Here is a 25,941-nt window from a genome sequence, read left to right on the forward strand (position 1 = left end):
AGCGGTCCGTCCGTTCTTGGCGCGCGCCGCGTGGTCAGTTCTGGGCGTGCAGCGCGCGCTCGATCGATTCGCGGTCGAGCGGCGTGCCGGTCATCGGGACGTCGGTGCCGCCGGGCAGCACACCCTCGATGAGGACCTCGGCGTAGCGGCGCCAGGCGTTCGGGTCGTGCGCGCGGGTGCTGTCCGCCACCGCACCGACCATCGAGGTGAGCATCGGGAGGTCGCGGTAGTCGAAACCGACCCGGACGACCCCGGCTGCCTCGGCCCGTCGGATGATCGCGCTGACCTGGGTCTCCAGACGGTCGCGCTCCTGCACGATCGACGGACGCGCCTTGCCGGCCCGGACGATGGCGTCCGCCAGGGCGCGGTCGCGGGCACGGAACTCGAACACGCCCATCAGGTAGACGCGGAGCGCCTCACGCGGGTCGACCTCGTCCGCAGCGCGGGCCGCGGCGTCGTTCATCGCCTCGAACTTGGTGGCGAGGAGCGCCTCGATCAGGGAGTCCTTGTCGGCGAACCGGCGGTAGACGGTGCCGACACCGACGCCGGCCTCGTGCGCGATGTCGTTGAGCGTGACCGAGAGCCCGCGCTCGGCGAAGCACTTGCGGGCCGTCTGCAGGATCAGCTCGCGGTTGCGTGCGGCGTCCGCGCGGAGGGGGCGCTCGAGGTCGGTGGTGCTCACGTCCCCGACCGTAGTTGAACTTTCTGGGAATAAGTGGATGCGGACCTTCCGTTTCGGTCTACACTGGTCACAAACGGATGCGTCGCATCCGTTTACCACCCCCTTCACTGGAACGCCCGACGGCGCGCGCTCCGCCATCCCTCCAACCTTCTCGAAGGAGGCTGCCGTGACGGCAGAACAGACCGTGCCGACCCCCACCGGGGCAGCACCCACGACCTCGGGCACCACCCCCACCAAGAGCAACCACCGCTGGATCGCCCTGGCGGTCATCGCCCTCGCCCAGCTGATGGTCGTGCTCGACGCCACCATCGTGAACATCGCCCTGCCCTCGGCCCAGGCGGACCTCGGGTTCGGCACCGACCAGCGCCAGTGGATCGTCACGGCGTACTCGCTCGCGTTCGGCTCGCTGCTGCTCCTCGGCGGTCGACTCGGTGACCTCTTCGGTCGCAAGAACACCTTCATCATCGGGCTCGTCGGCTTCGCGGTCGCGTCCGTGCTCGGCGGCCTGGCGGACTCGTTCGGCCTGCTCGTGGCCGCCCGGGCTCTGCAGGGCGTGTTCGGCGCGCTCCTCGCCCCGTCGGCGCTCGGCATGCTGACGACGACCTTCCGCGACCCGAAGGAGCGCGGTCGCGCCTTCGGCATCTTCGGTTCCATCGCCGGCTCCGGCGCGGCCATCGGTCTGCTCCTCGGCGGCGTCCTCACCGAGTACGCCTCGTGGCGCTGGTGCCTCTACGTCAACGTCGTCTTCGCCGTCCTCGGCGTCATCGGCGCCCTCGTCTTCATGGCGAAGCCGCCGAAGGTCGAGCGTCCGCGCATCGACGTCGCCGGGGTGCTCACGATCACGGCCGGTCTGGTCGGTGTCGTCTACGGCTTCTCGAACGCCGAGACCAACGGCTGGGACTCCCCGCTGACGATCGTCATGCTGGCCGCGGGCGTGGTGCTCATCGCCGCCTTCGTGGTCATCGAGACGCGCGTCGCACACCCGTTGCTCCCGCTGCGCGTCGTCCTCGACCGCGACCGCGGTGGCTCGTTCATCGCGATCGGCCTCGTGGCGATCGGCATGTTCGGCATCTTCCTGTTCCTGACCTACTACCTCGAGCAGACCCTCGGGTTCAGCTCGCTGCAGACGGGCCTCGCGTTCCTGCCGATGCCGCTGTCGATCATGGTCTCGGCGACGCAGATCGGCGGCCGCCTGCTCCCCCGCGTCGGCCCGAAGGTGCTCATCTTCGCGGGCGGGCTCGTCGCCGCCATCGGCCTGCTGCTGCTCCTCCGCACCGACCTGGACAGCTCCTACGCTGGTACGGTCCTGCCGGCGCTGATCGTCATCGGCCTCGGCATGGGCACGATCTTCTCGTCCGCCATGAACACGGCGACGACCGGTGTGGCCCGTGCCGACGCCGGCGTGGCCTCGGCGACGGTGAACACCATGCAGCAGATCGGCGGCTCGATCGGCACGGCGCTGCTGTCGACGATCTTCGCCGACGTCGTGAAGAACAGCCTCACGGGGCTGTCCGCGGCGCCGACCAAGCTGCAGCAGGCGCAGGCGGTCCTCGACGGGTACCACGTGGCGTTCGGCATCTCGGCGGGCGTGCTCGTCCTGGTCGCCCTCGCCGGTGGACTCCTGATCAACCGCCAGTCGGTGCGACTCGAGAAGCTCGCACACGCCAGCGCCGCGACGACCGGGAGCATCCCGACCGCCGCGCACTGACATCCCAGCGCACGCACGAGCGGCCCGTCCCGGTTCCCCGGGCGGGCCGCTCGTGCGTGCGGGCGGTGCCGTTCCGCGTGCGGAGCGGACTCGATGCATGCGCAAGTTCCGACGTTACGACAGTCGATCGACGCGTGCGGTGTCGAAGGATGCGCGTGTACCGGAGTCGCGTGATTGATCCGACGTCCCAACAGTCGATCTGCGCGTGCGATGTCGCTCAGGGCACACGAACGAACACCCCCCCGGTTGCGCCGTGTGTCGGTTTCCCTCGCACACGTCAGGGGTCTCCGTTACCGTGTGCGCCATGGCCCCCGTCCTGACCTCGCCGCTCGTGTCGACGCAGTGGCTCGCAGACCACCTCGGTGCTGACGAGCTCATCGTGCTCGATGCCTCCGTGCACACGGTGGGGACCGGCCTCGACACGATGTGGCACACCGCGCAGGACTCCTACGAGCAGCACGGACACGTTCCGGGTGCCCGCTATGCCGACCTCGTCGAGTCGTTCTCCGAGCCCGGCAGCGACCTGCCCTTCACCCGCCCCGGTACCGAGCAGTTCGAGGCCGCCGCACAGGCGCTCGGCGTGACGAACACCGCGACCGTGGTGGTCTACGACGACAGTGTCGGCGAGTGGGCGGCACGCCTGTGGTGGATCTTCCGGTCGTTCGGCTTCGACTCCGCCGCGGTGCTGGACGGCGGGTTCACGAAGTGGCGCGACGAGGGCCGACCGGTCCGGGTCGGAGCACTCCGGACACCGGCGAACGAGAACGCACACACCGGCGGCTTCCTCGCGGGCGAGGAGCGCCCACTGTGGGCCGACCGGGACCGCGTGCGCCGTGCGGTCTCCGGCGAGCAGCCCGCCTCGTTGGTGCTCGCCGCCCCGGAGTCGGCGCTCGGCACGGAGCACCCGGCGGTCGTCCCCGGCAGCACTCCGATCGCGGTGGACACCCTCGTCGACCCGGAGACGAACGCGTACCTCCGCGGGCCGGCACTGCAGCGGGCCTTCGCGTCCGTGATCGATGCCGAGGAGATCGTCACGTACTGCGGCGTCGGCAGCGCGGCGTGCGTCGACGCCCTGGCGCTCACCGTGCTCGGCCACGAGAAGGTCCGGGTCTACGACGGGTCGCTCCTGGACTGGTGGCGGAACGAGCCGCAGGCCCTCGCCTCCTGACGAGCTCGACTGACGAGCTCGACTGACGAGGACGGCCGACGAGCACGGACGTCAAGGAAAGTCGACGAGCACAGCCGCCGAGCACGGCCGCGACGTACCAAGCAGTCGCCCCGGACTACCGTTGCAGCATGAGCACCAGACGCGCGGTCGTCCTCGGCGGTACCGGCGGGATCGGTTCCGCCGTCGCGCGCGAACTGCTCGCGTCCCCGGACGACTGGCAGGTCGACGTCGTCGCCCGGCGCGGCGGCCCCGCGGCCGATGCCCTGACGGCGTCCGGCGCCATGTTCGTCGCCGGTGACCGCCGCGACGGCACCGTGCTCCGGGAGCTCCTGCGTCCCGGCGCCGACCTCCTGGTGGACACGGTCGGGCTGACCCGCGACGACGCGCTGCAGCTCCGCCCCTTCCTCGACGACGTCGGGTCCACCGTGTTCGTGTCCTCGAAGGCGGTCTACGTCGACGAGCAGGGCCGGCACGCGAACTCCGCCGACAAGCCGGTGTTCGGCGGCGCCGTGACCGAACTGCAGCCCACCGTGGCCCCGGGCGAGGGCGACCCGACCACCGCCGACGGGTACGGTCCCGCGAAGGTCGCCGCCGAGCAGGTGCTGCTCGACCACGGCGCCCCGGTCACCGTGCTCCGTCCGTCGAAGGTGTACGGCGTGGGCATCGGCCGCCCGCGGGAGTGGTTCGTCGTCCGCCGCGCGCTCGACGGGCGGGAACGCATCCTGCTCGCCGACCACGGCCGCGGAGTGGACCACACGACCGCGGCGAGCGGCATCGGATCGCTCGTGCGGCTCCTCGCCGACGTCCCCGACCGGCGCATCCTCAACGTCGCCGACGACACCGCTCCGAGCGTGCTCGAGATCGTCCGCACGATCGCCGGACACCTCGACCACGTGTTCGACGAGGTGCTGCTCGACGCCGACGCCCCGGCCTTCGTCGGCACCACCCCGTGGTCCTCGCCGGCGCCGGTGGTGCTCGACACGACGGCCGCACGGGCGCTCGGCTGGGCTCCCCCGACGTTCGCGTCCGCCGTCCGCCCCGAGCTCGACTGGCTCGTGGAGACGGCCCACGCGGTCCCCGCGGGCGGTGACGTCCCGTGGGCGGCCGACCCGTTCTGGGAGCGCCTGTTCGACTACGGCCCCGAGGACGCCGCCCTCGCACTGCTGTCCCTGAGCTGGAACTGACGACGGGCACCCGAGACGGGCAGCACACCGTGACCGACACCACGCGCCGATCCGAGGTCCTCTTCATCGGGGGGCGGTCCGGCGTGGGGAAGTCCACCGCCGCCGAGGCCCTGCACGACCTGCTCGTCGGCGCCGACGTCCGGCACGCCGTGATCGAGGGTGACCTGCTCGACCTCGCGCACCCGGCGCCGCACGTCGAGCACCCGGAGGCGCACCTCGCCGAACGCAACCTCGCCGCGATGTGGGCGGCCTACCGCGGACTCGGCCACCACCGGCTCGTCTACACGAACTCCGTGTCGGTGCTCGAGCAGGATGCCCTGGCGGCGGCGATGGGCGACGACCCCGTGGTGACCGCCGTGCTGCTGCGGGCCGGAGACGCCGCGACCGAGGACCGGTTGCGCCGTCGGTCGGGTGGGCACCTCCCCGAGGCGCAGCTGGCGCACAGCACGCGGACGGCCGGGAGGCTCGACACGGCTGTCCGGGACGACGTCATCCGGGTGGACACGGACTCCCTCACCCCCGGCGAGATCGCCGTGCGGCTCGCGTCGCTCACGGGTTGGCTGGAGGCATGACCGACAACCGCCTCGGCGCCGCCGTCAGTCCGTACCTCCGCCAGCACGCGGAGAACCCCGTCGACTGGCGGGAGTGGGGACCGGAGGCGTTCGCGGAGGCCCGGGAACGCGACGTCCCGGTGCTGGTGTCCGTCGGGTACGCCACCTGCCACTGGTGCCACGTGATGGCGCGCGAGAGCTTCTCCGATCCGGAGATCGGCGCGCTGCTCCGCCGGGACGTCGTCGCCGTGAAGGTCGACCGCGAGGAACGCCCGGACGTGGACGCCAGCCTGATGGCCGCCGCGAGCGCCTTCACGCAGCAGCTCGGCTGGCCGTTGACGACGTTCCTCACACCCGACGGCCACGTGTTCTTCGCGGGGACGTACTCCCCGCCGACGCCGGTCGGGCAGGTGCCGTCGTTCCGGCAGGTCCTCGCGGCGGTGGCCGACGCGTGGACCGGACGTCGACACGAGGTGGACGCGAACGCGAGTGCGATCGCGACGGCGATCCGGCAGGGTGCCGAGGCGGACGCCACCGCCCGCTCGGCTGCCGAGGGTGGCGGGGAAGAGCCGCGCCTCCCGGCAGTCGACGCCATCCGGGCCGTCACCGACCAGCTCGCGCTGGCGGAGGACACCACGTACGGCGGTTTCGGCGGCGCACCGAAGTTCCCCAGCGCCCCGCTGCTGGAGTTCCTGTCCGACGTCGCCGCGGACGGCGACGCCGGGGCGTCCGCGCTGCTCGACCGTTCCCTGCACGCGATCCGGACCACGGAACTCACCGACGCCGACGGCGGCGTGTTCCGGTACGCGACCAAGCGCGACTGGAGCGTGCCGCACTACGAACGGATGCTGTACGACAACGCCGGGCTGTCGGCGGTCGCCGGCGCCGAGCAGGCACGCGGCATCGCCGACTTCCTGCGCGACACCCTCCGACGCTCCGACGGTGCGTTCGTCGCCGCGCAGGACAGCGAGTCGACCATCGACGGCCGACGCGTCGAGGGCGAGTGGTACCGGCTCCCCCGCGACGAACGCACACGCCTCGACCCACCGCCGCTCGACGACCAGGTGCTGACGGGGTGGAACGGGCTCGCGATCCGGGGACTGTCGATCGCCGGTGGCCGGGTGGGCGACGCCGAGATGCTGGACCTCGCCCGCGGGGCTGCCGACGCGGTGCTCGCGGCCCACGTCGAGGACGGCCACGTGAGCGTCCGCTCGAGCACGCCGCGGGGCGTGTCGACCGCGCCGCCCACGATCGAGGACGTCGGACTGCTCGCCGAGGGGCTGCTGGAACTGGCGCTCGTGACGGGCGAGGTGTCGTACGCTCTCGCGGCGCGCGGGTTCGTGGACGACGGCATCGCCGAGCGGTTCGAGGTCGACCCGGTGCTCGCCGCGGCCGGTACCGCCACCGGTGAGCAGCCGCAGACCGCGATGCGCTCGGGAACGGCGGGGCTCGCTGCCGCAGCGACGGTCCTCGCCGCGCTGACCGGCGACGCGTCGTACCGGACCGCTGCCGGACGGCTCGTCGCGGACCGGGCGACGACCGGCACCGAACGACCGCTGGGCCACGCCGACGCCCTCGGTGTCGCCCTGGCGCTGCAGCGACCGTCGCGGGAGGTCGTCGTGGTGGCCGCGGACCCCTCGGACCCCCTCCGTGTCGCTGCCCGCGCCGCGCGCCGACCGGGGACCGTCGTCGCCCTCGTCACGCCGGAGCAGGCGCGTGCCTGGACCGCCGCGGGTTTCGAGCTGTTCGCGGCGCGGGACACCGTCGACCCCGCCGGCTACGTCTGCCACGACCGGGTGTGCGGACTGCCCGCGCGGAGCGGACCAGCGCTCGCCGCGCAGCTCGGCTGACCGGCGGCGCGCGCGGCTGTAAGCTGGAATGCTCATGTCGACCACGCCCGTCATCACGTACCCGCCCGAACTGCCGGTGTCGCAGCGGCGGGACGACATCGCTGCCGCGATCCGCGACAACCAGGTGGTCATCGTCGCCGGCGCGACCGGATCGGGCAAGACGACGCAGCTGCCGAAGATCTGCCTCGAGCTCGGGCGTGCGCACATCGGGCACACCCAGCCCCGCCGCATCGCCGCCCGCACCATCGCCGAGCGCGTGTCCGAGGAACTCGGCGGCGAACTGGGCGGACTCGTCGGCTACCAGGTGCGGTTCACCGACCGGGTCAGCGCGGACACCCGCATCAAGGTGATGACCGACGGCATCCTGCTGAACGAGATCCACTTCGACCGCGACCTGAAGCGCTACGACACGATCATCATCGACGAGGCGCACGAGCGGTCCCTGACGATCGACTTCCTGCTCGGGTACCTGAAGCGCCTGCTCGTCCGGCGGCCCGACCTCAAGCTCATCATCACGAGTGCGACGATCGACCCGGAGTCGTTCTCGAAGCACTTCGGCGACGCCCCGATCATCGAGGTGTCCGGCCGTACCTACCCGGTGGAGATCCGCTACCGTCCACTGGTCGCGGACGCCGGGGACGACGACGCCACGGGCGCGACCGACGACACCGACCCGCGCACCGACGACAGCGGCGGGGGCGGCACCGCGGACGACCGCGACACCATGCAGGGCATCACCGACGCCCTCGACGAGCTCGCGCGGGAGGACCCGGGCGACGTCCTCGTGTTCCTGTCCGGCGAGAACGAGATCCGCGACGCGCAGGACGCCATCGAGGGCAAGCGCTACCCGGGCACCGAGGTCCTCCCGCTCTACGGCCGCCTGTCCGCCGCGGACCAGCACCGTGTCTTCGAGCGCCGCCAGACCCCCGGCGTCCGCCGCCGCGTGGTGCTCGCCACCAACGTCGCCGAGACGTCCCTGACCGTCCCGGGCATCAAGTACGTGATCGACGTCGGCACCGCCCGCATCTCCCGGTACTCGCCCCGCGCAAAGGTGCAGCGGCTCCCGATCGAGGCGGTCAGCCAGGCCAGCGCGAACCAGCGGTCCGGGCGCGCCGGCCGCACGAGCGCGGGCATCGCGATCCGGCTCTACTCCGAGGACGACTTCGACCGCCGTCCGGAGTTCACCGACCCGGAGATCCTCCGCACGAACCTCGCCGCGGTGATCCTGCAGATGATCTCCCTCGGGTTCGGCGACATCGAGTCGTTCCCGTTCCTGCAGCCGCCGGACTCCCGCGGTGTGAAGGACGGCCTCGACCTGCTGCGCGAACTCCGTGCCGTGGACAAGGACGGGCGGATCACGAAGACGGGCAAGCAGCTCACCCGTCTGCCGATCGACCCGCGGCTCGGACGGATGGTGCTCGAGTCCGGTCGGCAGGGTGTCGGGCGCGAGGTCATCGCCGTCGTGAGTGCCCTGAGCATCCAGGACCCGCGCGAACGGCCGCTCGAGAAGCGTGCGCACGCCGACCAGCTGCACGCCCGGTTCGCCGACCCGACGAGCGACTTCCTCACCCTGCTCAACCTCTGGAACCACATCGAGGACAAGCAGGAAGAGCTCTCGTCGAGCGCGTTCCGCCGCCTGTGCAAGGCCGAGTTCCTCAACCACCTCCGGATCCGCGAGTGGCAGGACCTGTACCGGCAGCTCTCGCGCGCCGCGAAGCAGGTCGACGTCCGGGTCGGGCAGTCCCGCTCCGACGACGGCGACGCCGTGCACCGGTCGCTGCTCGCCGGGCTCCTCAGTCAGATCGGCCTGCGCGACAAGGAGAAGCGCGACTACCTCGGCTCCCGGAACACCCGGTTCGTCGTCTTCCCCGGCAGCGTCCTGGCGAAGAAGCAGCCCGACGCCGTGATGGCCGCCGAGCTCGTCGAGACCAGTCGGTTGTTCGCCCGGACCGTCGGCCGGATCGACCCCGCGTGGGTGGAGCCGCTCGCCGGGGACCTCCTGAAGCGCACCCACGGTGAGCCGCACTGGGAGAAGAAGCAGGGCGCCGCCGTCGCGTACGAGCGGGTCACGCTGTTCGGCGTCCCGATCGTGCAGCGCCGCCGTGTGCAGTACACCCGGATCGATCCGGAGCACTCCCGCGAGCTCTTCATCCGACACGCCCTCGTCGAGGGCGAGTGGGAGTCGCAGCAGCAGTTCGATCGCGACAACCGTCGCACGCGCAAGGACCTCGAGCAGCTCGAGGAACGCACCCGGCGCCGCGACATCCTGTTCGACGACGAGCGCGTGTACGAGTTCTACGACGCCCGGATCCCCGCCGACGTCGCGACCACCCGGGACTTCGAGGGCTGGTGGCGGCAGACGCGCCGGGAGCAGCCGGACCTGCTCACGATGCGCCGGTCGGACCTGCTCGACGAGGACGCCGCCGAAGCGGCCGAGGACGACGCCGAGTACCCGACCCAGTGGCGCAGCGGCGACCAGCGCCTCGCCATCAAGTACCGGTTCGAGCCGGGCGCGCAGGACGACGGTGTCAGCGTGCAGGTGCCGCTCGCGCTGCTCCCCCGCATGCGCGAGGAGGGCTTCGACTGGCAGGTCCGTGGCCTCCGGAAGGAGCTCGTCACCGCGCTCATCAAGTCGCTGCCGAAGCAGATCCGCAAGAACGTCGTGCCCGCCGCGGACTGGGCCGAGAAGATCGTCGCGGAGCTGCCCGACGACGCCCCGACCGAGCCGACGGAGTCCTTCCGGGCCACGCTCGCCAAGGCGATCCAGCGGATGACGTACGTGCCCGTCACCGAGTCCGACTTCGACCTGTCGCGCGTCCCGTCGCACCTGCTGCCGACGTGGGCGGTCGTCGACGAGCGCGGTCGCCGGGTCGAGGCCGGCAAGGACCTGTCGGCCCTGCAGACGAAGCTCAAGGACCGGACCCAGCAGAGCGTCGCGTCCGCCACGGTGCGGGCTGCGGGTCGGACTGGAGGCGCGGCTCGCGTCGCGTCCGCCGGCGGCGGTCCGCAGGTGGAACGGTCCGGGTTGACGGCGTGGCCGGACACGGACCTGCCGGAGACCCTGGACACCAAGCAGGCCGGTGGCGTCATCCGCGCCTACCCGGCGCTCGTCGAGGAGGGCACCGGTCCGAAGGCCACGGTCGGCGTCCAGCTCCTGGCGACCCCGTCGGACCGCGCCGTCCGGATGCCCGCGGGCGTGCGCCGTCTGGTCATGCACGCCGTGCCGTCGCCGGTGTCGTACATCCAGTCGCACCTGACCGCGCAGGAGAAGCTCGCGCTCGCGGCCAGCCCGTACCCGTCGACGGCGGCGCTGTTCGACGACGTACTCGCCGCGGTCGTCGACGCCGGGATCCGTCGCGCGCACCCCGACGGCCTGGTGTTCACGAAGGCCGGGTTCGAGGCCGTCCGCGACGCGGTCTCCGCATCGGTCGTCGACACCATGTTCGCCGCCGTGTCGGAGGTCGCCGCCGTCCTCGCCGCGCACCGCGCCGCCGAGCGCTCGCTCAAGCAGGCGAACTCGATGTCGCTCCTCCCCGCGCTGACGGACATGCGCCAGCAGATGGAACGGCTCGTCTTCCCCGGGTTCGTCGCGGTCGCGGGGCTCGATCGGCTCCGTCGCATCCGGGTGTACCTGCAGGGCATCGACGCCCGCGTGCAGAAGCTCCTGCAGAACCCGGGCCGCGATGCCACCTGGATGCGCGAGGTCACCGTGGCGACCGACCGCTACGTCGACGCCGGCGGCACCTTGCCCCCGACCGTCGGCGCCCACCCGGAGCTCGTGCACGCCCGGTGGATGCTCGAGGAGTTCCGCCTCAGCCTGTTCGCGCAGGAGCTCGGCACGGCCGAGACGGTGTCGCTGCAGCGGATCACGAAGGCCCTGACGGCCGCGCGCTGATCGGTCTAGCGTGTCGGCCATGATCGGCACACTCGACGTCGTCGTCCTGGACTGCCCGGACCCGCGCGCCCTCGCCCGCTTCTACGTCGAACTGCTCGGCGGCGAGATCGTCGGCTTCGACGAGGACTGGGCGGAGGTCGCGCTCCCCTTCACCGACCGCCGGCCGATCCTGGCGTTCCAGCAGGTGGCCGACTACCGGAAGCCGGAGTGGCCGGGGCAGGACGTCCCGCAGCAGAGCCACCTCGACGTGAAGGTCGACGACCTCGACGTCGGCGAGACCGCGGTGCTGGCGATCGGCGCGACGGCGACCGGGTCGGGGACGGACACGTTCCGCGTCTACCTCGACCCCGCGGGACACCCGTTCTGCCTCATCCGCCCGAACGACTGACGTGGCGATCCGCGCGGTCCTGTTCGACCTCGACGGGGTCATCCGGCACTTCCACCCGGAGCACGTCGCGGCGATCGAACGCGAACACGCACTCGCGCCGGGAGCGATCGAGGCGTTCGCGTTCTCGGCGCCGGTGATCGACGACGTGACGACCGGGCGGATCACCCGCGCCGAGTGGGTCCGTGCGATCGGCGAACACCTCGCCGCGCCGGCGGCGGCCGAAGCCTGGGGACGGCAACCGTTCACGCCCGACGACTCCGTGCTCGAACTCGTCGACGAGCTCCGTGCCGCCGGGTACACGACCGCCGTGCTCACGAACGGCACGGACGGTGTCCCGGCCGAGGTCGCGTCGTTCGGGTTGCCGGACCGGGTGGACGCGGTGTTCAGCTCACACGAGATCGGGTTCACCAAGCCGGACGTCCGGGCGTTCCGCCACGTGCTCGACGCGCTCGGCCTCGACGGTCCGGAGGTGTTCTTCACCGACGACTCTGCAGCGAAGCTCGCCGGAGCGGTCGAACTCGGGATGTCCGTCCACCACTACACGAGCGTCGCAGCGCTCCGAACGGCACTCCGCACCGCAGGGGTGCGCCCCGTCACCGAACCATCGACAGGACGTGGGATCCGATGAGCTGGCCGTTCGTCAGCACGGCGATCGCGAGCACCACGAGCGCTGCGATCGTCCCGACGATGGAGTAGTGCTCGTCGTACCGACGGATGGCGAGCTGCACGATCAGGACCAGGGCCGAGACGAGCACCGGCAGGGCGGCCGCTCCGAGGTACCAGCCGAGCGTGGCGCCGTCGCTCAGCCGATCGTCGCCCTGCCCGGCCGCGTTCCGGATGTACACGACCAGGTCGATCAACCAGCACACCACCAGCGTGCCCGGCAGCAGGACGGCGATCGCGACGCCGGTACCGACACCGGTGGTCCGGTCGTCCTCGCTCATGCGACCGACACGGCCAGGCCCTCGACGACCTGCACGTGCGGCAGCGCGCCGAGCACCGAGCCCGGGAGGAACAGCTTCGCGGCGCGGCGTCCGGCGCCGATGACCGCATCGGGGGCGTCCAGCACGCGCGAGTCGACGTACACCGGCCAGGCAGCAGGGAGACCGATCGGAGTGATCCCGCCGTACTCCATCCCGGTGCGTTCCACGGCCTGGTCCATCGGCGCGAAGCTGGCCTTCCGGACGTCGAGGAGCTTCTTCACCGTGCGGTTGACGTCGAGCTTCGTGGACGCGAGCACCACGCACGCCGCGAACCGGACGTCCTCGCCGCGCTTGCCCGCGACGACGATGCAGTTCGCGCCGCCGTCGAGCGGGAAGCCGTAGGCCTCCGAGAACGCCGCTGTGTCCGCGAGGTCGGGGTCGATCGGCGCGACGTCGATCCCGTCCGCCACGTCCACGGGCAACTCGGCCAGCGCCGATGCCACGGGAGCGGCCAACAGTCCGGGAGCGGTCAGGGCAGGAACTCGTTCGAGCGTCGGCATGCCGTCCAGCCCAGGGAGCACTGCGCCACCATGCTGAGGACATGTCGACGTACGACGGACACCGCACCGCGCTCGAGGACGCGGCCGAGCGATTCCACGCAGTGCTCCGAACCGGCGACCGCACGATCCTCGTGCCGTCGTGCCCCGGCTGGACCGTCGCGGACCTCGGCGAGCACCTGACGGACGTGCACCGCTGGGCACTCGGACAGCTGACCGGCGACGAGCAGGAGCCGCTCCCCCAGGCTGACCTGGCGGATCGCTTCCGTGCCGGTGCCGACGCGCTGATCGGCGCGCTCCGGACACGTCCGGCGGACACCGCGTGCGCCGCCATCTACCCGCCCGACACGGCTGCGACCTGGGCGCGGCGGCAGGCGCACGAGACCGCGATCCACCTGTGGGACGCGCAGCGGGCGCTGGGAGGCGATCCGCGCCTCCAGGCAGAGCTGGCGACCGACGGTGTCCGTGAGGTCGTCGGGGACCTGTACCCGCGACAGGTGCGACTGGGCCGCGTCGAGCCGCTGACGGAGGCGGTCGTCTTCGCGTTCACCGACGCGCCCGGCAAGGCCGCGCTCGGCGCCGGCGAACCCGCCGTCCGCGTCGCGGGGCGAGCTGAGGACGTGCTCCTCGTCCTGTGGGGACGACGGGCGATCGACACGGCGAACCTGACGGTCGACGGCGACCGCGGCGCACTCGACCGGGCGCTCGGGACGAAGCTGGTGCCATGACGGAACTCCGACCCCTCGACGTCGAGCGCTGGCCGCGTCGCGAGCACTTCGAGCACTACCGCGACCGTGTGCCCTGCACGTGGGAGATGACCGTGGAACTCGACGTCACCGACTTCGCCGAGACCGTGCGCGCGACGGACCGGCGGACCTACGCGTCGCAGATCTGGGCGATCGCGACCGTGGTGAACCGGCACGCGGAGTTCCGGATGCAGCTGCTCGAGGACGGTTCGCCCGCGATCTGGGACGTCGTGCACCCGATGTTCACCGTGTTCCACCCCGACACCGAGACCTTCTCCGTCCTGGTCGTGCCGTACGACGAGGACCCCGCCCGGTTCCACGACGCCGCCGTCGCGACCATGGAGCGGTACCGGGACGACCACCGAATGTTCCCCCAGCAGGACCGCCCCGCGAACGTGTTCGACATCTCGACCCTGCCGGGGACGTCCTTCACCGGCTTCGCACTGCACGTCCGCGACGGGTGGGACCACCTCCTGCCGGTCTTCACGATCGGTCGGTACCGGTTCGTGGAGGGTCGCACCCTCATGCCCCTCGCCGTGCAGGTGAACCACGCGGTCACCGACGGCTTCCACGGGTCCCGGCTCGTCAACGAGCTCCAGACCGTGTTCGCCGAGGCGGGATGGCTTCGGGGATGAGCGGCCGGATCACCGTCCGACCGGCCGTCCCGCGTGACGCTGCGGGGATGGCGCACGTGCACGTCGAATCGTGGCGAGCGACCTACCGCGGGCTGATGCCGGACGCGATGCTCGACGACCCGGGGTTCACGGCCCGGCGCGAGGGCTTCTGGACGGCGGCGCTCACCGACGAGCGCTTCGCAGCGAACCGGGTCGCGGTCGCCGAGCACGAGGGCGCGGTGGTCGGCATCGCGATGTCTGGTCCGTCGGGGACGACCGAGGCCGACGAGGGCGTCCACCTGTACGTGCTGTACCTCCTCGACGGGCACCACGGCACCGGGGCGGGCAGCGCGCTGCTCGACGCGGTCATCGACCCGACGGAGCGGGCGGCGCTCTGGGTCGCGGACCCGAACCCGCGGGCGCAGGCGTTCTACCGGAAGCGCGGGTTCGTACCGGACGGGGTCGAGCGGGTCGACGACGGCGTCCGCGAACTCCACATGGTGCGCGCGCCGGGACCACCGGTGCCGCCACGCGGTTGACCGCCCCGGCGCACGGACCAGCCGTCGTCCCCCGGTCGCCCACCGGCCCGGGAGTCGGCGCGAGCAGGCTGGACCGATGAACGACACCGAACTCACCGAACGAGCCGTCAGCAGTGCCCTCGCCAACGTGGAGGACGGCGGCAAGCCCTTCGCGTGCCTCATCGTCCGGGACGGCGAGGTCGTCGTCGAGGCCGTGAACCACGTCGCGCAGACCGGTGACCCGACCGCGCACGCCGAGATCCGGGCGATCCGGGCGGCGGCCGAGCAGGGGATCACCGACCTCGGCGAGTACGTCGTCTTCGTGACCGCCTACCCGTGCCCGATGTGCCTCGGGGCGCTGTACTACGCCCAGCCCGGACGCGTGGTCTTCGCCGCGACGCGGGAGCAGGAGGGCGAGCACTACGAGGACGGCAACCGCCTGATGACCCTCGCGACGTTCTACGACGAGTACGCCAAGCCCGTCGAGGACCGCGCGTTGCGCACCGAGCAGGGTCGGGTCGCCGACCCGACCGCTCCGTTCCGTGCGTGGACGGCCCGCCACTCCTCCTGAGCGCGGTCAGGGCGGGTTCGCCTGTGCAGTGACCGGCCCGGTTTGCGCAGCCCGGCAAACTTCGACCGGAACGGTCGGGTGGATCTCCGGCCCTGCTTGGTCGCGTTGAGACCATCGCTGATCGGAGCGGGTGTTCGAACGTGTCACTGCCGCTCGATGTGGGGATGGAAGACTCCTTCGTACGGGCCTACATTTCTCCTGATAGTTACTCAACACAGGAGCACAGAATGTCCGGTCCGTACGTCCCGAGTACGCCACCCCCTCCCCCGCCCTACGGTCCCCGGCCGCACCAAGGCGGTGGCGGAGGAGGACTCGCCACCACTGCACTTGTCCTCGGGATCGTGGCGGTGGTGTTGTCGTTCGTACCAGTCCTGCTGCACCTCGGCTTCCTCGCGGGCGTCGCTGCTCTCGTCCTCGGGCTGATCACGCTTCGACGGCGCAGCGGCCGAGGCCTAGCAGGGACGGTCCTCGGGGCTTCAGGCTCGGTGCTCGCCCTCGTGTTCGGGACGATCTACGGCCTGGCCTTCCTCTCATCGATCGAGGCGCCGACGAAGGCGGCGACGTCTCAGGAGTCAAACTCCGAGTCGGCGGACGTCGCTCCGGTCGAGGTACCCGACGTCGTCGGGAAGACTGTGGGCGAGGCAACCACTGCGCTCAAGGCTGCAGGGTTCAAGGTGAACGCAGCAGGCGCGAGTGCAACCGACCTGGTTGGGAGCCAGTACCCCGCAGCCGGCAGCACCGTGGATCCAGGGTCAGCCGTCGCTCTGACCGCCGCCGCGGACGACGGCTCGAGTGCCTCCGGCCCAGCGCCTGCCGGGACGAAGTTCGAGATGACGAACACCAACCGCATTGATGGTTCGACCTCGGATTACACGCAGTGGGTCGACGGTTACAACGACAACTTCACCGCATCGAACGAGTACGAGCAGCCGGACGCCAACATGAAGTACGTAGTCCTGACCGTGCACGTGACGGCGAAGACTGCCGGTGTCGACGCAAGCTCGGCAGCCTACGACGTCGCTCTCGCTGGAACGGACGGCGCTGTCTACGACTCCGAGTTCCTGAGCGACGTGAAGGCAATGCCGAGTGTGACGCTGGGGGCCGGCCAGAGCGCGTCCGGACAGATCGCGTTCGAGGTGCCGAACAGCTTCCACGGCGGGATCGTCTCGTTCGGAGACGGGAGCGTCTTCGTCAAGACGAACTGAGAACGTCAGGGTCGCCATCGGATCGTCCGGTTCCCCGACGCTCCTGACCGTCCTGGTTCGCGGAGGCCGAGCCCTGCGGACCGAACGGTCACCGTGCGAACTGGAGGAGCGGCCCCGGCGCGATCAGCCCACGACGGGAGCACAACGGCCGCATGGTCAACGCGGTCGTGAACGTCGAGCTCATCGGGCCGGAGCCGGAGCGCCTCCGGGCCTTCTACGCCGCGCTGTTCGGCTGGGACGCTCCGGCCGTTGCTCCCGTCGCCAACGCGATCTCCGCGCCGACCGCCTACTCGTTCATCGACCCGGTCGCGGAAGCCGGCCCCATAGCCGGAGGGATCGGCGGTGGACCGGGCTTCGCCGCGCACGCCGTCTTCTACGTCGGTGTCGATGACGTCGCAGATGCCCTGGAGCAGGTCGAGGCGCTCGGCGGCACGGTCGTCCTCCCGCGGCAGCGGAACGAGGGCGGTGGCGTCGTCGTCGGGCACTTCCGTGATCCCGCCGGCAACCTGGTCGGGGTGGCCGGTTCCGTCTGACGGACTGGAGGCGCGGGGCGGGCCCGCACCGCGCCTCCAGTCCGTCGGCACGCACGTCGCGATCACGCGGCGCGCGCCTCCAGCGCTTGCTCGTACTCGCGCTTGATGGCGTCGCCGCCCCGGCGGCGCCAGTCGCGGACCGTCGCCTTCCAGGACGACACCTTCGCCCGGCCGAGCAGCACGTCGTTGATCGCGTTCGTCGCGAACGTGCCGACCGCCGGCCCCTTCGTCGAGTTCGTCGGCGAGTACAGGCCGTAGACGGGGTTCGGCACGCCGCGGTCGAGCCACGAGGCGAGCGAGTCGTACACGGTGTCCGTCATCGCCGGGTTGCCCGCGTAGTACAGCGGCAGCGGGCACTCGGTGAAGTACTGCAGCGGGAACTCGCCGAGCCCGGTCTCGCTGTTGCCGGTCTTCGTCAACACCGGAGCGCCGTCGCGGTACTCGAAGTCGCGGCCCTCGATCCCGAACTTGCGGTACGTCCACGCCTCGGTGCCGAACGGCGACGCACACCAGTTGAGCACCTCGAGCAGCATCCGCACGCGCGACTCGGAGCCAGCGGCGACCGAGGCGATCGTGTTGTTCGGGTCGCCGAGCCAGGGCTTCGCGGACGCCCCGGACGGGCCGACGAACGGTGCGATCGTCAGCTCGAACCCGGAGCCGGGCGTGGCCTGCTGCAGGAGGCCGGGGATGGCGCTGTACGTGTCGGACAGCATGAGCGCGGAGCCCTGCACGAACCACACCTTGCCGTTGTAGGCGGTGATGCTGTCCGGGTGGACGAGGTCCTCGGCGATGAGCCGGCGGGACACGTCGAGCAGCTCCTCGTACTCGTCGAGCTCGTACATGTGGGTGAGTTCCCCGCCCTGCTCCTGCCACTGGTTCGGCAGCCCGAGCATCGGCCCGAGGATGTTGGTCGGCACGGAGGCGAGCGCCCACCGGTTCGCGTGCGGGTCGGAGACCTGCCGGCAGAGCTGCACGAACTCGTCCACGCTGGAGAACGCCGGGTCGACACCGAGCGTCGCGAAGACGTCCTGTCGACGGTGCAGCGCCTGCGAGGTGAGCGGCCCTCGGGGCACCGGCACGCCGTAGATCCCGCCGGAGAACACCGTGCCGCGCCACGACGCGGTCGGCAGGTTCGCCAGGTAGGGGTAGTCGCGGACCCCGCTGCCAGAGAGGTACGGGCTGAGGTCGGCGGCCTTCGCCTCGAGGAACTGCGGCAGGTACGAGAACGCCTGGTTGATGGTGAACACGTCGCCGAGGGTGTCGCCGGCGACCTGGGTGGCGAACTTGTTGCCGAAGTCGGCGTTCGGGGTGATCGTCAGGTCGAGGTCGATCCCCATTCGCTCGTCGAGGCCCTGCCAATAGGGGTTGCTGCCCTTCGACGGCGGCACCGGCGAGTTCGTCGGGACGCTGCCGTGCACGGTCGAGCCGTCTCCGGGCTTCCGGGCGGTCGGGACGAGGGTCGCCGGGATCGTCCGGAAGGCGCTCGGCATGAGCGGACTCGTCTTCGGCAGCGCCGGCTCCGGTCCGCCGGCCCACGGCACGTAGTCCGGCAGCTGCACGGCCTTGTTGATCGCCTTCACGTCGGTGGAGCGGGTCACGGTGGAGCAGCTGGCCAGGAGGCTCGTGGCCGCGATCCCGAGACCGCCCGCGAACAGCGCGCGGCGGGTGATTCCGTTGTTCGTCACGCTGGTCAGCCCTTCACCGCACCGGTCAGGACACCCTTGGCGAAGTGCCGCTGCAGGAACGGGTAGACGATGAGGATGGGGACGATCGACACGACGAGGATCGCCATCTGGATCGACGCCTGCGGGGGCAGCGCGTCGGAGGACGTGCCGAGGTCGGCACCGCCGAGCTGCGCGTTGTTGATGACGTAGGTCCGCAGCACGAGCTGCAGGGGCCACTTGGCGGTGTCGTTGATGTAGAGCAGCGCGTTGAAGAACGCGTTCCAGTACCCGACGGCGTAGAACAGGCCGATCACGGCGAGGACCGCCTTCGACAGCGGCAGGACGATGCGCCAGAACACCTGGAAGTCACCGGCGCCGTCGATGCGCGCGGACTCGAGGAGCTCCTTCGGGATCGCCATGAAGAACGACCGCATCACGATGACGTTGAACGCGCTGAGGGCCGTCGGCAGGATGAGCGCCCAGTACGAGTCGAGCAGTCCGAACTGCTTGACGACGAGGTAGTTCGGGATGAGACCCGGCGCGAACAGCAGGCTCACGAGCACGAGGCTCAGCACGAACCCGGAGCCGTACGACCCGGGCCGGCTCAGCGCGTAGGCGAGCATCGCGCTGACGAACAGGCTGATGAGGGTCCCCACGACGGTGATGCCGATGCTGACGAGCATGGCGCGGGTGACGACGCCCCCGGCGAAGATGCTCTCGTACGCGCCGAGGTCGATGCCCTTCGGGAACATCACGAACCCGCCGGCGTCGTTCACCTGGGCGACGGGCGCGAGGCTCGTCGACACGATGCCCACGAACGGCAGGATCACGACGAGGCAGATCACGAGCAGGACGAACCCGGTGAGGAGTCGTCCGGGCAGTGGCGGGGCGTCCGGTCCCCCGCGCTTGCGCTTGGGTGCGCCGGGCACGGTGACGGTGTGCGTGGCGGTCACTTCGCCTCCTTCTGGTAGACGCCCGCTTCACCGAAGACGTGCGCGAGCTTGTTGGCGCCGAGGACGAGCAGGACGCCGACGACGCCCTTCACGAGGCCGACCGCTGCGGCCACGCCCCACTGCCCGCCGAGGACGCCGTTGTTGTAGACGTAGGTGTCGAGGACCTCGCTCGCGGCGCGGCCGACGGCCTGCTGCTGGAGGAGGATCTGCTCGAACCCGACGGTCAGGGAGTCACCGAGCCGGAGGATGAGCAGCAGGATGATGATCCCCCGCATGCCGGGCAGGGTCACGTGCCAGAGCTGCCGCCAGCGGGAGGCGCCGTCCGTCTTGGCGGCCTCGTACAGGCTGGCGTCGATCGAGCTGAGGACCGCGAGGAACAGGATCGTCGCCCAGCCGGTGTCCTTCCAGATCACCTGGCTGGTGAGCAGGGCGATGAACCCGTCCGGGTTGCCGAGGAAGTCGATCGCGTCGCCGCCGGCCGCTCGGATCGCGTTGTTCACCAGTCCCGAGCCGCCGAGGATCTGCTGGAACACCGCCACCACGATCACCCAGGACAGGAAGTGCGGCAGGTACAACACCGACTGCACGACCTGCTTGATCCGCTCGGACAGCAGCGAGTTGAGCATGAGCGCGAGGATGATCGGCGCCGGGAACACGAAGACGACCTGCACGAGGGTGATCAGCAGCGTGTTGCCGAGGGCCCGCAGGAACTCGGGGTCGCCGTCGAAGATCACCGCGAAGTTCTCGACGCCGACCCAGGGGCTGCGCCCGAGCGGCACGAACGGCAGGTACTCCTGGAACGCGATGAGGTTGCCGAGCAGCGGCAGGTAGTGGAACGCGAGCAGCAGCGCGACGCCGGGCAGCCCCATGAGCAGCAGCACCCGGTCGCGCCGGATCCGCTGCCAGGTGCTGCGGCGGCGGATCCCGGGTTCGGGTGGTGGTGCGGTGTGCGCGGTGGTCGTCGCGCGGACGTCGAGCTTCGTCACTCGTGGGCCCCCTCCGTTGGATTCCTGGAGCGACCCTGGCGGCCGTGGCAACGGTGCGGCAACCCGTTGCCAAGAATTTCCATCGTTGTAACGGTCCACTGCCGAACCAGCCCGAGCATGCTGGGGTCATGACCTTCGAGCAGCACGCCACCTCGTTCGGAGCCGCGGCCGACGCGTACGAGCACGGCCGCCCCGGGTACCCGTCCGCGGTCGTCGACTGGCTCCTCCCCGACGGCGCGCGCCTCGTCGCCGACGTCGGCGCCGGGACCGGGAAGTTCACCCGGACGCTCGTCGACCGCGCGGACGAGGTCGTCGCCGTCGAACCGGACGCGGCGATGCGTGCACGACTGTCGGCCGTGCTCCCCGACGTCCGGGCGCTCGACGGGACGGGCGAGTCGATCCCGCTCGAGGACCGCACGGCCGACGCGGTGACCTTCGCGCAGGCCTGGCACTGGGTCGACCCGGTCCGTGGGGCGGCCGAGGTCGCCCGGGTCCTCCGGCCCGGCGGCGTGCTCGGGTTGGTCTGGAACGTCCGCGACGAGACCCGGCCGTGGGCGCAGCGGCTCGGCCAGCTCATGCAGCAGCCGGAGTACCGCGTGCCGGGCTCCGGCGCACCCGTCGTCGGTGCACCGTTCGACGACGGCGGCCACGAGCGGTTCACGTGGGTGCACGAGCAGGAGCGTCCCGCGTTCCTCGACATGGTCGCGTCACGGAGCTACGTCATCGTGCTGCCCGATGCGGAACGGGCAGCGCTGCTCGACGCCGTGCAGCGGTTGCTCGACGACGACCCGGAGACCGCGGGTCGGACGACGATCCCGGTGGCGTACACCACGCACGTGCACCGCTACGTCCGCCCCTGACCCGCGCCCGCGCTACGCTCGTCCCGATGCGCGCGACCGTGCGGGACGTGGCTGCCCTCGCCGGGGTGTCGCCGAAGACCGTCTCCAACGTCATCAACGGCGGTGTCGCGGTGCGCCCGGAGACACGGGCCCGGGTCGAACAGGCGCTCGCCGAACTCGACTACGTGCCGAACCTCTCCGCCCGCGGGCTGCGGAACGGCCGCTCCGGGGCGATCGCCCTGACCCTGCCCGAGATGGCCAGCGCCTACTCCGCCGAACTCGCCCAGTGGTTCGTCGAACTCGCCCGTGAGCGCGACTGGACCGTGCAGCTCGACCAGACCGGCAACGACCCCGGCCGCGAACGCGACCTCGTGTCCCGCGCCCGGGCGCACCTGGTGGACGGCCTGATCCTCAACCCGGTGTCCCTCAGCGCGAGCGTCCTCGCGTCCACCGAGGGGCTGCCGCCCACGGTCGTCATCGGCGAGGTCGAACCCGAACACGTCGACCAGGTCCACGTCGACAGCCGTGCCGCGGCCGAGCAGGTCACGTCGTACCTGGTGTCGCGCGGGCACCGGCGGATCGCGATCGTCGGCGCCGCCCGGGCCGTGGCGGCGACGGCGACGAGCGAGCTGCGGGAGCGCGGCTACCTCGCCGGGCTCGCGGCCGCCGGGATCGAGGCCGACCCGTCCCTGCGCGTCCCGCTCGAGTCGTGGACGACCAGCGCCGCGGCCGAGACCTTCGCCACCTGGCTCGACGAGCACCCGCTGCCGGACGCCGTCTTCGCCTTCACCGACTCGATCGCGTTCGGGGTGCTGCACGTGCTCGCTGCGCGTGGCGTCCGGGTCCCCGAGCAGGTGAGCGTCATCGGCTTCGACGACGTCGACGGTGCCGCCTACGCGATCCCGGCGCTCAGCACGGTGTCATTCGACCGGCGGGCGTTCGCGACGGCTGCCCTCGACCTGCTGACCAAGCGGATCGCGGACCGGGAGGCCCCGCCGGAGACCGTCGTGATCCCGCACCGGATCGTCGAACGCGCGAGCGTCGCCACGCGGTGACCAGCGGGCGTACGCTCCGGCCCATGACCGCCGCTGACCCGTCGATGCCCGCACTCGCCGCCACCGTGCTGCAGTCGCCGGAGCCCCTCGCGCTCGCCCGGTTCTACGGAGCGCTCACCGGGTGGACCGTGCACGAGGACGACCCGACCTGGGCCCGCATCCGCCCCGCCGACGGGCCGGGTCTGTCCGTGCAGTACGAGCCGGAGTACGTCGCACCGACGTGGCCCGGGGTCGCCGATGCCCCGGGGATGCAGTTGCACCTCGACTTCCAGGTCGAGGACCTCCCCGCAGCCGTGACCCGGGCCGAGTCGCTCGGCGCACGCCAGGCGGAGTACCAGCCGCAGGCCGACGTGCGTGTGCTGCTCGACCCGGACGGTCACCCGTTCTGCCTGTTCCTGCCCGGCACCTGACGCGGCGGCGTGCCCGAGTCTCGGTTCGACGCGGCCGAGACTCGGCCACGCGGACACTTTTCGGGTGCCGTTCCCCGAGAACTGTCCGTCAGGCCCAGTCTCGGCCCCGCGGCGCCGGCCGCGGGGCCGGCCGCGGCGCGGCCCGCGGCGCGGCCGACGCCGGGTCGGCGGCGGCCAGCACGGCCTCGCGGGTCCGCTCGTCGCCGAGGATCCGGAAGTGCCCACCGACGGGCACCCGCACGTTCGTCGCCCCGGCGAGCGCGCTGCCCTCCGGGATGAGCGTGTCGAACACCCCGTAGACCGAGGTGATCCGCGTGTTCGCGTCCAGCTCCCGCGCGAGCCCCGCCAGCACCGGATCGGTCGACCGGAAGTCGCGCAGGTGCCGCACCGGCGCGAGCCTGGCGTACCCGGAGCCACCGAACGGCGTCGACACCGCCACCATCCGGTCGATCCGACCGTCGTCGTCGAGCCGCGTCATGGCGTACTTCCCGATCAGCCCGCCCTTGCTGTGCGTCACGAGCAGCACGTTCCGCAGGTCGTGCCGCTCCAGGTACGCGAGCACCGCCCGCGCCGACTCCGGCACCGGTCGCAGGTTGTGCCGCAGCACCGAGAGCACGTGCACCGGGTGGCCGCGGTCGTGCAGGGCGTCCATCAGCGGGCGCATGAAGTGCCAGGTCTCGTAGACGCCGGGCACGACGACGACCGGCTGGCCGTCGCCGGTGCGGTAGTCGTCGGCGGTCGTCGGCCCGGTGCTGCGCACCTGCCAGCGGATCGCGTACCACCAGTCGAGTGCGGCCCACCATGCGCGACGCACCAGCGGGAGCCGGACGGGAGGCGCGGTGCGGTCCGTCCCCGTCGGCCCGGTCCCGGACGTGGTCGCGTCGGTCACCGCAGTCCCTCGAGGGTCTGCATCCGGAGGAAGTCCGCCGCGAGTCGAGCGAACGCGACGGGCTGTCGTTCCTGCACGTGGTGTGGTCCGGGCAGCTCGGCGAACGTCCCGCGGCGTGCTGCGGCGGCGACCCGCACCGACCAGTCGTGGCGGGCGATCGGGTCCTCGCTGCCGCGGACGACGAGCACCGGCTGCCGCAGCTCGGCGATCGTGTCCTCGAGCCGGTACCGGAGCATCGGTCGGAGCTCGCGGACGTACTGCCGGACGCTGCGGAGGTAGTCGGTGACGAGCACGGCGTTCATCCGGAAGCCCTCGACGAACCCGTCGCGGCCGAGGTCGACCGCCTGCAGGACGGTCAGCCGACGCCCGGCCGCGACGACCGGGCTGACGAGCACGACGGCCGTGACGGCATCGGGGTGCTGCCGCGCCGCCTCGACGACCACCTGGGTGCCCATCGACTGCCCGACGAGCACGAGGTCGCCGGCACCCCGCTCGCGGACGGCGCGGACGACGAGGTCGCCGAGCTCGTCCATCCCGAGGCGCCGGCCGGCGGCGGGCAGTCCGCCGAAGCCGGGCAGGTCGACGCTCACCGTGCGGTGCTCCGCGGCGAGCGCCCGCTGCGACCGCGCGAACGACCGGTGCGACATCCCGATGCCGTGCACGAGGATGACCGTCGGCGCGAGGTCGTCGTGGACGCGACCGGCCGGGGCGGCGGTGTGCAGGCGCACGGGGAGCCCGTCGATCCGGACGGTCTCCACTCTGGCGCGCACACACCGAGGCTACGCGGCGACCCCTGGGCCCGGCAGTCACAGTGACGGGTCAGCGTGGTCATCGACTGCCCACAGGCACGCGGTGTGCACTCGTCCCCATGAGCGACACCACCCCCACGAACCCCACCGGGCGCCCCGATGCACCGCAGGCGGCCGAGCAGCCCACGACGACGTACCCGAGCAGCCCGGCCGGCTGGGGAGCGGCTCCCACGCCGACCTCGACCGCGACGCTCGACGCGCCCGCCGCCGGACCGTCCGGCCCGTACGCAGCACAGCAGCCGCCCGCGTCGGCGTCCCCGTACGGCCCCACACACTGGTACGGCTCCGCGGCCGGGCCGGAGCAGCGGCGCGGCCCGAAGCCGCCCTGGTTCTGGCCGATCGTGGCCGTGGCCGTCGGGCTCGCGGCGCTCCTGGTCGGCGGCGGCGTCGGGTTCGCCGTCGGGCACGCGATCGGGGGCGGCACGAGCCAGTCGACCACCCGGATCCCCGGCACGAACGGCGGGACGAACCAGTTCCCGGGCAACGGCACGCAGGGCGGCACCGGGCAGCTGCCCGGCAGCGGGACCGGCAGCGGGACCGGCAGCGGGACCGGCACCGGAACGGGCACCGGAACCGGCAGCAGCACCAGCGGTTCGGACTCGAGCGGTTCCTCGTCGAACAGCTGAGCGCTACGCTCCGGGCATGCGCAAGGTCACCGCAGGACTGTTCACGTCGGTCGACGGCGTCGTGCAGGACCCTTACACGTTCCAGTACGACTCGTTCGACGACGAGCTCGGGGCAGCCATGGGCGCGTTCATGGCCCGGACCGACACCGTCCTGCTCGGGAAGACGAGCTACCTCGAGTGGGCGGAGTGGTGGCCGGCGCACCCGGACGACCCGTTCGGCCAGTGGATCAACCCGATCGAGAAGCACGTGGCCTCGACCACCCTCGACGACGACCTGGCGTGGGAGCACAGCACCCGCATCGCCGGTGACGTCCCCGCGTTCGTCCGGGAGCTGAAGGAGCAGGACGGAGCCGACATCGCGGTGTGCGGCAGCATCACGCTCGTCCGCAGCCTGCTGTTCGCCGGGGTCCTCGACGAACTGCAGCTCATGGTCCACCCGGCGATCGCCGGTGCCGGACGTCGGCTCTTCGAGCCGACCGACCCGGCCACGCGCCTGCGGCTGGTCGACAGCACCGTGACGAGCAAGGGCAACGTCCTGAACACGTACGCGCGGCGAGCCGACTGACGGACGGCAGCCGTCCCTCCAGGCGGTCGAACAGCGTGCGGAACCGCGCGTA

General features: G+C 71.6%; 27 protein-coding genes. 19 read left to right on the forward strand and 8 right to left on the reverse strand.

The features are described from left to right. Positions 1-34 precede the first annotated feature (34 nt). Complete coding sequence (locus ACRQ4B_RS16640) at positions 35-682, reverse strand: TetR/AcrR family transcriptional regulator (protein ID WP_439692500.1); 648 nt, start codon at positions 680-682, stop codon at positions 35-37. 166 nt (positions 683-848) lie between these two features. On the opposite strand from ACRQ4B_RS16640, the gene ACRQ4B_RS16645 reads away from it, so the two are divergent. The 8 genes from ACRQ4B_RS16645 to ACRQ4B_RS16680 all read left to right on the forward strand — a co-directional run bounded on the left by ACRQ4B_RS16645 (position 849) and on the right by ACRQ4B_RS16680 (position 12,054). Then, on the forward strand, positions 849-2,390 hold the full coding sequence (locus tag ACRQ4B_RS16645; RefSeq protein ID WP_439692501.1) for an MFS transporter: 1,542 nt from the start codon (positions 849-851) through the stop codon (positions 2,388-2,390). 304 nt (positions 2,391-2,694) lie between these two features. Continuing rightward, positions 2,695-3,558, forward strand: a complete 864-nt coding sequence (locus tag ACRQ4B_RS16650) for a sulfurtransferase (protein ID WP_439692502.1) — start codon at positions 2,695-2,697, stop codon at positions 3,556-3,558. A gap of 128 nt (positions 3,559-3,686) precedes the next feature. Continuing rightward, entirely contained in the window at positions 3,687-4,742 is a 1,056-nt protein-coding gene (locus ACRQ4B_RS16655; RefSeq protein ID WP_439692503.1) for an NAD-dependent epimerase/dehydratase family protein, read from the forward strand. Between the two features lie 29 nt (positions 4,743-4,771). Next, entirely contained in the window at positions 4,772-5,314 is a 543-nt protein-coding gene (locus ACRQ4B_RS16660; RefSeq protein WP_439692504.1) for an ATPase, read from the forward strand. Then, entirely contained in the window at positions 5,311-7,143 is a 1,833-nt protein-coding gene (locus ACRQ4B_RS16665) for a thioredoxin domain-containing protein (RefSeq protein ID WP_439692505.1), read from the forward strand. The genes ACRQ4B_RS16660 and ACRQ4B_RS16665 overlap by 4 nt, the downstream gene beginning before the upstream one ends. Positions 7,144-7,177: 34 nt before the next feature. Beyond that, positions 7,178-11,038 carry an ATP-dependent RNA helicase HrpA gene (gene hrpA / locus ACRQ4B_RS16670; RefSeq protein ID WP_439692506.1) on the forward strand — a complete coding sequence of 1,287 codons (3,861 nt, stop codon included), beginning with the start codon at positions 7,178-7,180 and terminating at the stop codon, positions 11,036-11,038. Positions 11,039-11,057: 19 nt separating this feature from the next. Continuing rightward, complete coding sequence (locus tag ACRQ4B_RS16675) at positions 11,058-11,426, forward strand: VOC family protein (protein ID WP_439692507.1); 369 nt, start codon at positions 11,058-11,060, stop codon at positions 11,424-11,426. 1 nt (position 11,427) lies between these two features. Further along, positions 11,428-12,054, forward strand: a complete 627-nt coding sequence (locus ACRQ4B_RS16680; protein WP_439692508.1) for an HAD family hydrolase — start codon at positions 11,428-11,430, stop codon at positions 12,052-12,054. On the opposite strand, the gene ACRQ4B_RS16685 is transcribed toward ACRQ4B_RS16680, so the two are convergent. Together ACRQ4B_RS16685 and ACRQ4B_RS16690 are read right to left on the reverse strand one after the other, a co-directional pair. Further along, the gene (locus ACRQ4B_RS16685) at positions 12,020-12,370 is read right to left on the reverse strand and encodes a hypothetical protein (RefSeq protein ID WP_439692509.1); all 351 of its coding nucleotides are present in this window, start codon (positions 12,368-12,370) and stop codon (positions 12,020-12,022) included. The two genes, ACRQ4B_RS16680 and ACRQ4B_RS16685, sit on opposite strands and share 35 nt — an antisense overlap. After that, complete coding sequence (locus ACRQ4B_RS16690; protein WP_439692510.1) at positions 12,367-12,909, reverse strand: YbaK/EbsC family protein; 543 nt, start codon at positions 12,907-12,909, stop codon at positions 12,367-12,369. The genes ACRQ4B_RS16685 and ACRQ4B_RS16690 overlap by 4 nt, the downstream gene beginning before the upstream one ends. A gap of 41 nt (positions 12,910-12,950) precedes the next feature. Between ACRQ4B_RS16690 and ACRQ4B_RS16695 the strand changes: the two genes are divergently transcribed. From ACRQ4B_RS16695 to ACRQ4B_RS16720, 6 genes are all read left to right on the forward strand, one after another. Next, positions 12,951-13,634, forward strand: coding sequence for a maleylpyruvate isomerase family mycothiol-dependent enzyme (locus ACRQ4B_RS16695; protein WP_439692511.1), 684 nt, complete (start codon positions 12,951-12,953; stop codon positions 13,632-13,634). After that, positions 13,631-14,287 carry a CatA-like O-acetyltransferase gene (locus tag ACRQ4B_RS16700; protein ID WP_439692512.1) on the forward strand — a complete coding sequence of 219 codons (657 nt, stop codon included), beginning with the start codon at positions 13,631-13,633 and terminating at the stop codon, positions 14,285-14,287. The genes ACRQ4B_RS16695 and ACRQ4B_RS16700 overlap by 4 nt, the downstream gene beginning before the upstream one ends. Further along, positions 14,284-14,805: a GNAT family N-acetyltransferase gene (locus ACRQ4B_RS16705; protein WP_439692513.1), complete on the forward strand. Its 522-nt coding sequence runs from the start codon at positions 14,284-14,286 to the stop codon at positions 14,803-14,805. The genes ACRQ4B_RS16700 and ACRQ4B_RS16705 overlap by 4 nt, the downstream gene beginning before the upstream one ends. A gap of 76 nt (positions 14,806-14,881) precedes the next feature. Beyond that, positions 14,882-15,355 (forward strand): nucleoside deaminase, encoded by a 474-nt coding sequence (locus tag ACRQ4B_RS16710; protein WP_439692514.1) that lies wholly within the window; start codon positions 14,882-14,884, stop codon positions 15,353-15,355. Positions 15,356-15,696: 341 nt separating this feature from the next. Next, positions 15,697-16,560, forward strand: a complete 864-nt coding sequence (locus tag ACRQ4B_RS16715; protein ID WP_439692515.1) for a PASTA domain-containing protein — start codon at positions 15,697-15,699, stop codon at positions 16,558-16,560. A gap of 152 nt (positions 16,561-16,712) precedes the next feature. Further along, on the forward strand, positions 16,713-17,093 hold the full coding sequence (locus tag ACRQ4B_RS16720; protein ID WP_439692516.1) for a VOC family protein: 381 nt from the start codon (positions 16,713-16,715) through the stop codon (positions 17,091-17,093). A gap of 62 nt (positions 17,094-17,155) precedes the next feature. On the opposite strand, the gene ACRQ4B_RS16725 is transcribed toward ACRQ4B_RS16720, so the two are convergent. From ACRQ4B_RS16725 to ACRQ4B_RS16735, 3 genes are read right to left on the reverse strand one after another with little or no spacing between them, the layout of a single operon-like run. After that, positions 17,156-18,778 (reverse strand): hypothetical protein, encoded by a 1,623-nt coding sequence (locus ACRQ4B_RS16725; protein WP_439692517.1) that lies wholly within the window; start codon positions 18,776-18,778, stop codon positions 17,156-17,158. A 5-nt stretch (positions 18,779-18,783) separates the two neighbouring features. Then, a complete protein-coding gene (locus tag ACRQ4B_RS16730; RefSeq protein ID WP_439692518.1) occupies positions 18,784-19,710 on the reverse strand; it encodes a carbohydrate ABC transporter permease in 927 nt (308 codons plus the stop codon). Beyond that, the gene (locus ACRQ4B_RS16735; RefSeq protein WP_439692519.1) at positions 19,707-20,696 is read right to left on the reverse strand and encodes an ABC transporter permease; all 990 of its coding nucleotides are present in this window, start codon (positions 20,694-20,696) and stop codon (positions 19,707-19,709) included. Before ACRQ4B_RS16735 ends, ACRQ4B_RS16730 begins: the two co-directional genes overlap by 4 nt. Positions 20,697-20,824: 128 nt before the next feature. Between ACRQ4B_RS16735 and ACRQ4B_RS16740 the strand changes: the two genes are divergently transcribed. From ACRQ4B_RS16740 to ACRQ4B_RS16750, 3 genes are read left to right on the forward strand one after another with little or no spacing between them, the layout of a single operon-like run. Next, positions 20,825-21,556 (forward strand): class I SAM-dependent methyltransferase, encoded by a 732-nt coding sequence (locus tag ACRQ4B_RS16740; RefSeq protein WP_439692520.1) that lies wholly within the window; start codon positions 20,825-20,827, stop codon positions 21,554-21,556. 26 nt (positions 21,557-21,582) lie between these two features. Next, the gene (locus tag ACRQ4B_RS16745; RefSeq protein ID WP_439692521.1) at positions 21,583-22,590 is read left to right on the forward strand and encodes a LacI family DNA-binding transcriptional regulator; all 1,008 of its coding nucleotides are present in this window, start codon (positions 21,583-21,585) and stop codon (positions 22,588-22,590) included. A 23-nt stretch (positions 22,591-22,613) separates the two neighbouring features. After that, positions 22,614-23,000, forward strand: coding sequence for a VOC family protein (locus ACRQ4B_RS16750; RefSeq protein WP_439692522.1), 387 nt, complete (start codon positions 22,614-22,616; stop codon positions 22,998-23,000). An 88-nt stretch (positions 23,001-23,088) separates the two neighbouring features. On the opposite strand, the gene ACRQ4B_RS16755 is transcribed toward ACRQ4B_RS16750, so the two are convergent. After that, on the reverse strand, positions 23,089-23,889 hold the full coding sequence (locus ACRQ4B_RS16755; RefSeq protein WP_439692523.1) for an esterase/lipase family protein: 801 nt from the start codon (positions 23,887-23,889) through the stop codon (positions 23,089-23,091). Continuing rightward, on the reverse strand, positions 23,886-24,659 hold the full coding sequence (locus tag ACRQ4B_RS16760) for an alpha/beta fold hydrolase (RefSeq protein ID WP_439692524.1): 774 nt from the start codon (positions 24,657-24,659) through the stop codon (positions 23,886-23,888). The genes ACRQ4B_RS16755 and ACRQ4B_RS16760 overlap by 4 nt, the downstream gene beginning before the upstream one ends. 98 nt (positions 24,660-24,757) lie before the next feature. Here ACRQ4B_RS16760 and ACRQ4B_RS16765 point away from each other — a divergent pair, with 98 nt between their 5' ends. Beyond that, entirely contained in the window at positions 24,758-25,324 is a 567-nt protein-coding gene (locus ACRQ4B_RS16765; protein WP_439692525.1) for a hypothetical protein, read from the forward strand. A 16-nt stretch (positions 25,325-25,340) separates the two neighbouring features. Next, positions 25,341-25,889: a dihydrofolate reductase family protein gene (locus ACRQ4B_RS16770; protein ID WP_439692526.1), complete on the forward strand. Its 549-nt coding sequence runs from the start codon at positions 25,341-25,343 to the stop codon at positions 25,887-25,889. The last annotated feature ends 52 nt before the right edge of the window (positions 25,890-25,941 follow it).

Origin of the sequence: Curtobacterium sp. SP.BCo (assembly GCF_051903265.1) — a bacterium.
Lineage (GTDB): Bacteria > Actinomycetota > Actinomycetes > Actinomycetales > Microbacteriaceae > Curtobacterium.

Coding starts and splice junctions, on each gene's coding strand:
- ACRQ4B_RS16710 (WP_439692514.1), top strand. CDS start 14,882: ATGAACGACACCGAACTCACCGAACGAGCCGTCAGCAGTGCCCTCGCC.
- ACRQ4B_RS16765 (WP_439692525.1), top strand. CDS start 24,758: ATGAGCGACACCACCCCCACGAACCCCACCGGGCGCCCCGATGCACCG.
- ACRQ4B_RS16750 (WP_439692522.1), top strand. CDS start 22,614: ATGACCGCCGCTGACCCGTCGATGCCCGCACTCGCCGCCACCGTGCTG.
- ACRQ4B_RS16690 (WP_439692510.1), bottom strand. CDS start 12,909: ATGCCGACGCTCGAACGAGTTCCTGCCCTGACCGCTCCCGGACTGTTG.
- ACRQ4B_RS16695 (WP_439692511.1), top strand. CDS start 12,951: ATGTCGACGTACGACGGACACCGCACCGCGCTCGAGGACGCGGCCGAG.
- hrpA (WP_439692506.1), top strand. CDS start 7,178: ATGTCGACCACGCCCGTCATCACGTACCCGCCCGAACTGCCGGTGTCG.
- ACRQ4B_RS16740 (WP_439692520.1), top strand. CDS start 20,825: ATGACCTTCGAGCAGCACGCCACCTCGTTCGGAGCCGCGGCCGACGCG.
- ACRQ4B_RS16720 (WP_439692516.1), top strand. CDS start 16,713: ATGGTCAACGCGGTCGTGAACGTCGAGCTCATCGGGCCGGAGCCGGAG.
- ACRQ4B_RS16770 (WP_439692526.1), top strand. CDS start 25,341: ATGCGCAAGGTCACCGCAGGACTGTTCACGTCGGTCGACGGCGTCGTG.
- ACRQ4B_RS16700 (WP_439692512.1), top strand. CDS start 13,631: ATGACGGAACTCCGACCCCTCGACGTCGAGCGCTGGCCGCGTCGCGAG.
- ACRQ4B_RS16665 (WP_439692505.1), top strand. CDS start 5,311: ATGACCGACAACCGCCTCGGCGCCGCCGTCAGTCCGTACCTCCGCCAG.
- ACRQ4B_RS16655 (WP_439692503.1), top strand. CDS start 3,687: ATGAGCACCAGACGCGCGGTCGTCCTCGGCGGTACCGGCGGGATCGGT.
- ACRQ4B_RS16650 (WP_439692502.1), top strand. CDS start 2,695: ATGGCCCCCGTCCTGACCTCGCCGCTCGTGTCGACGCAGTGGCTCGCA.
- ACRQ4B_RS16705 (WP_439692513.1), top strand. CDS start 14,284: ATGAGCGGCCGGATCACCGTCCGACCGGCCGTCCCGCGTGACGCTGCG.
- ACRQ4B_RS16685 (WP_439692509.1), bottom strand. CDS start 12,370: ATGAGCGAGGACGACCGGACCACCGGTGTCGGTACCGGCGTCGCGATC.
- ACRQ4B_RS16675 (WP_439692507.1), top strand. CDS start 11,058: ATGATCGGCACACTCGACGTCGTCGTCCTGGACTGCCCGGACCCGCGC.
- ACRQ4B_RS16745 (WP_439692521.1), top strand. CDS start 21,583: ATGCGCGCGACCGTGCGGGACGTGGCTGCCCTCGCCGGGGTGTCGCCG.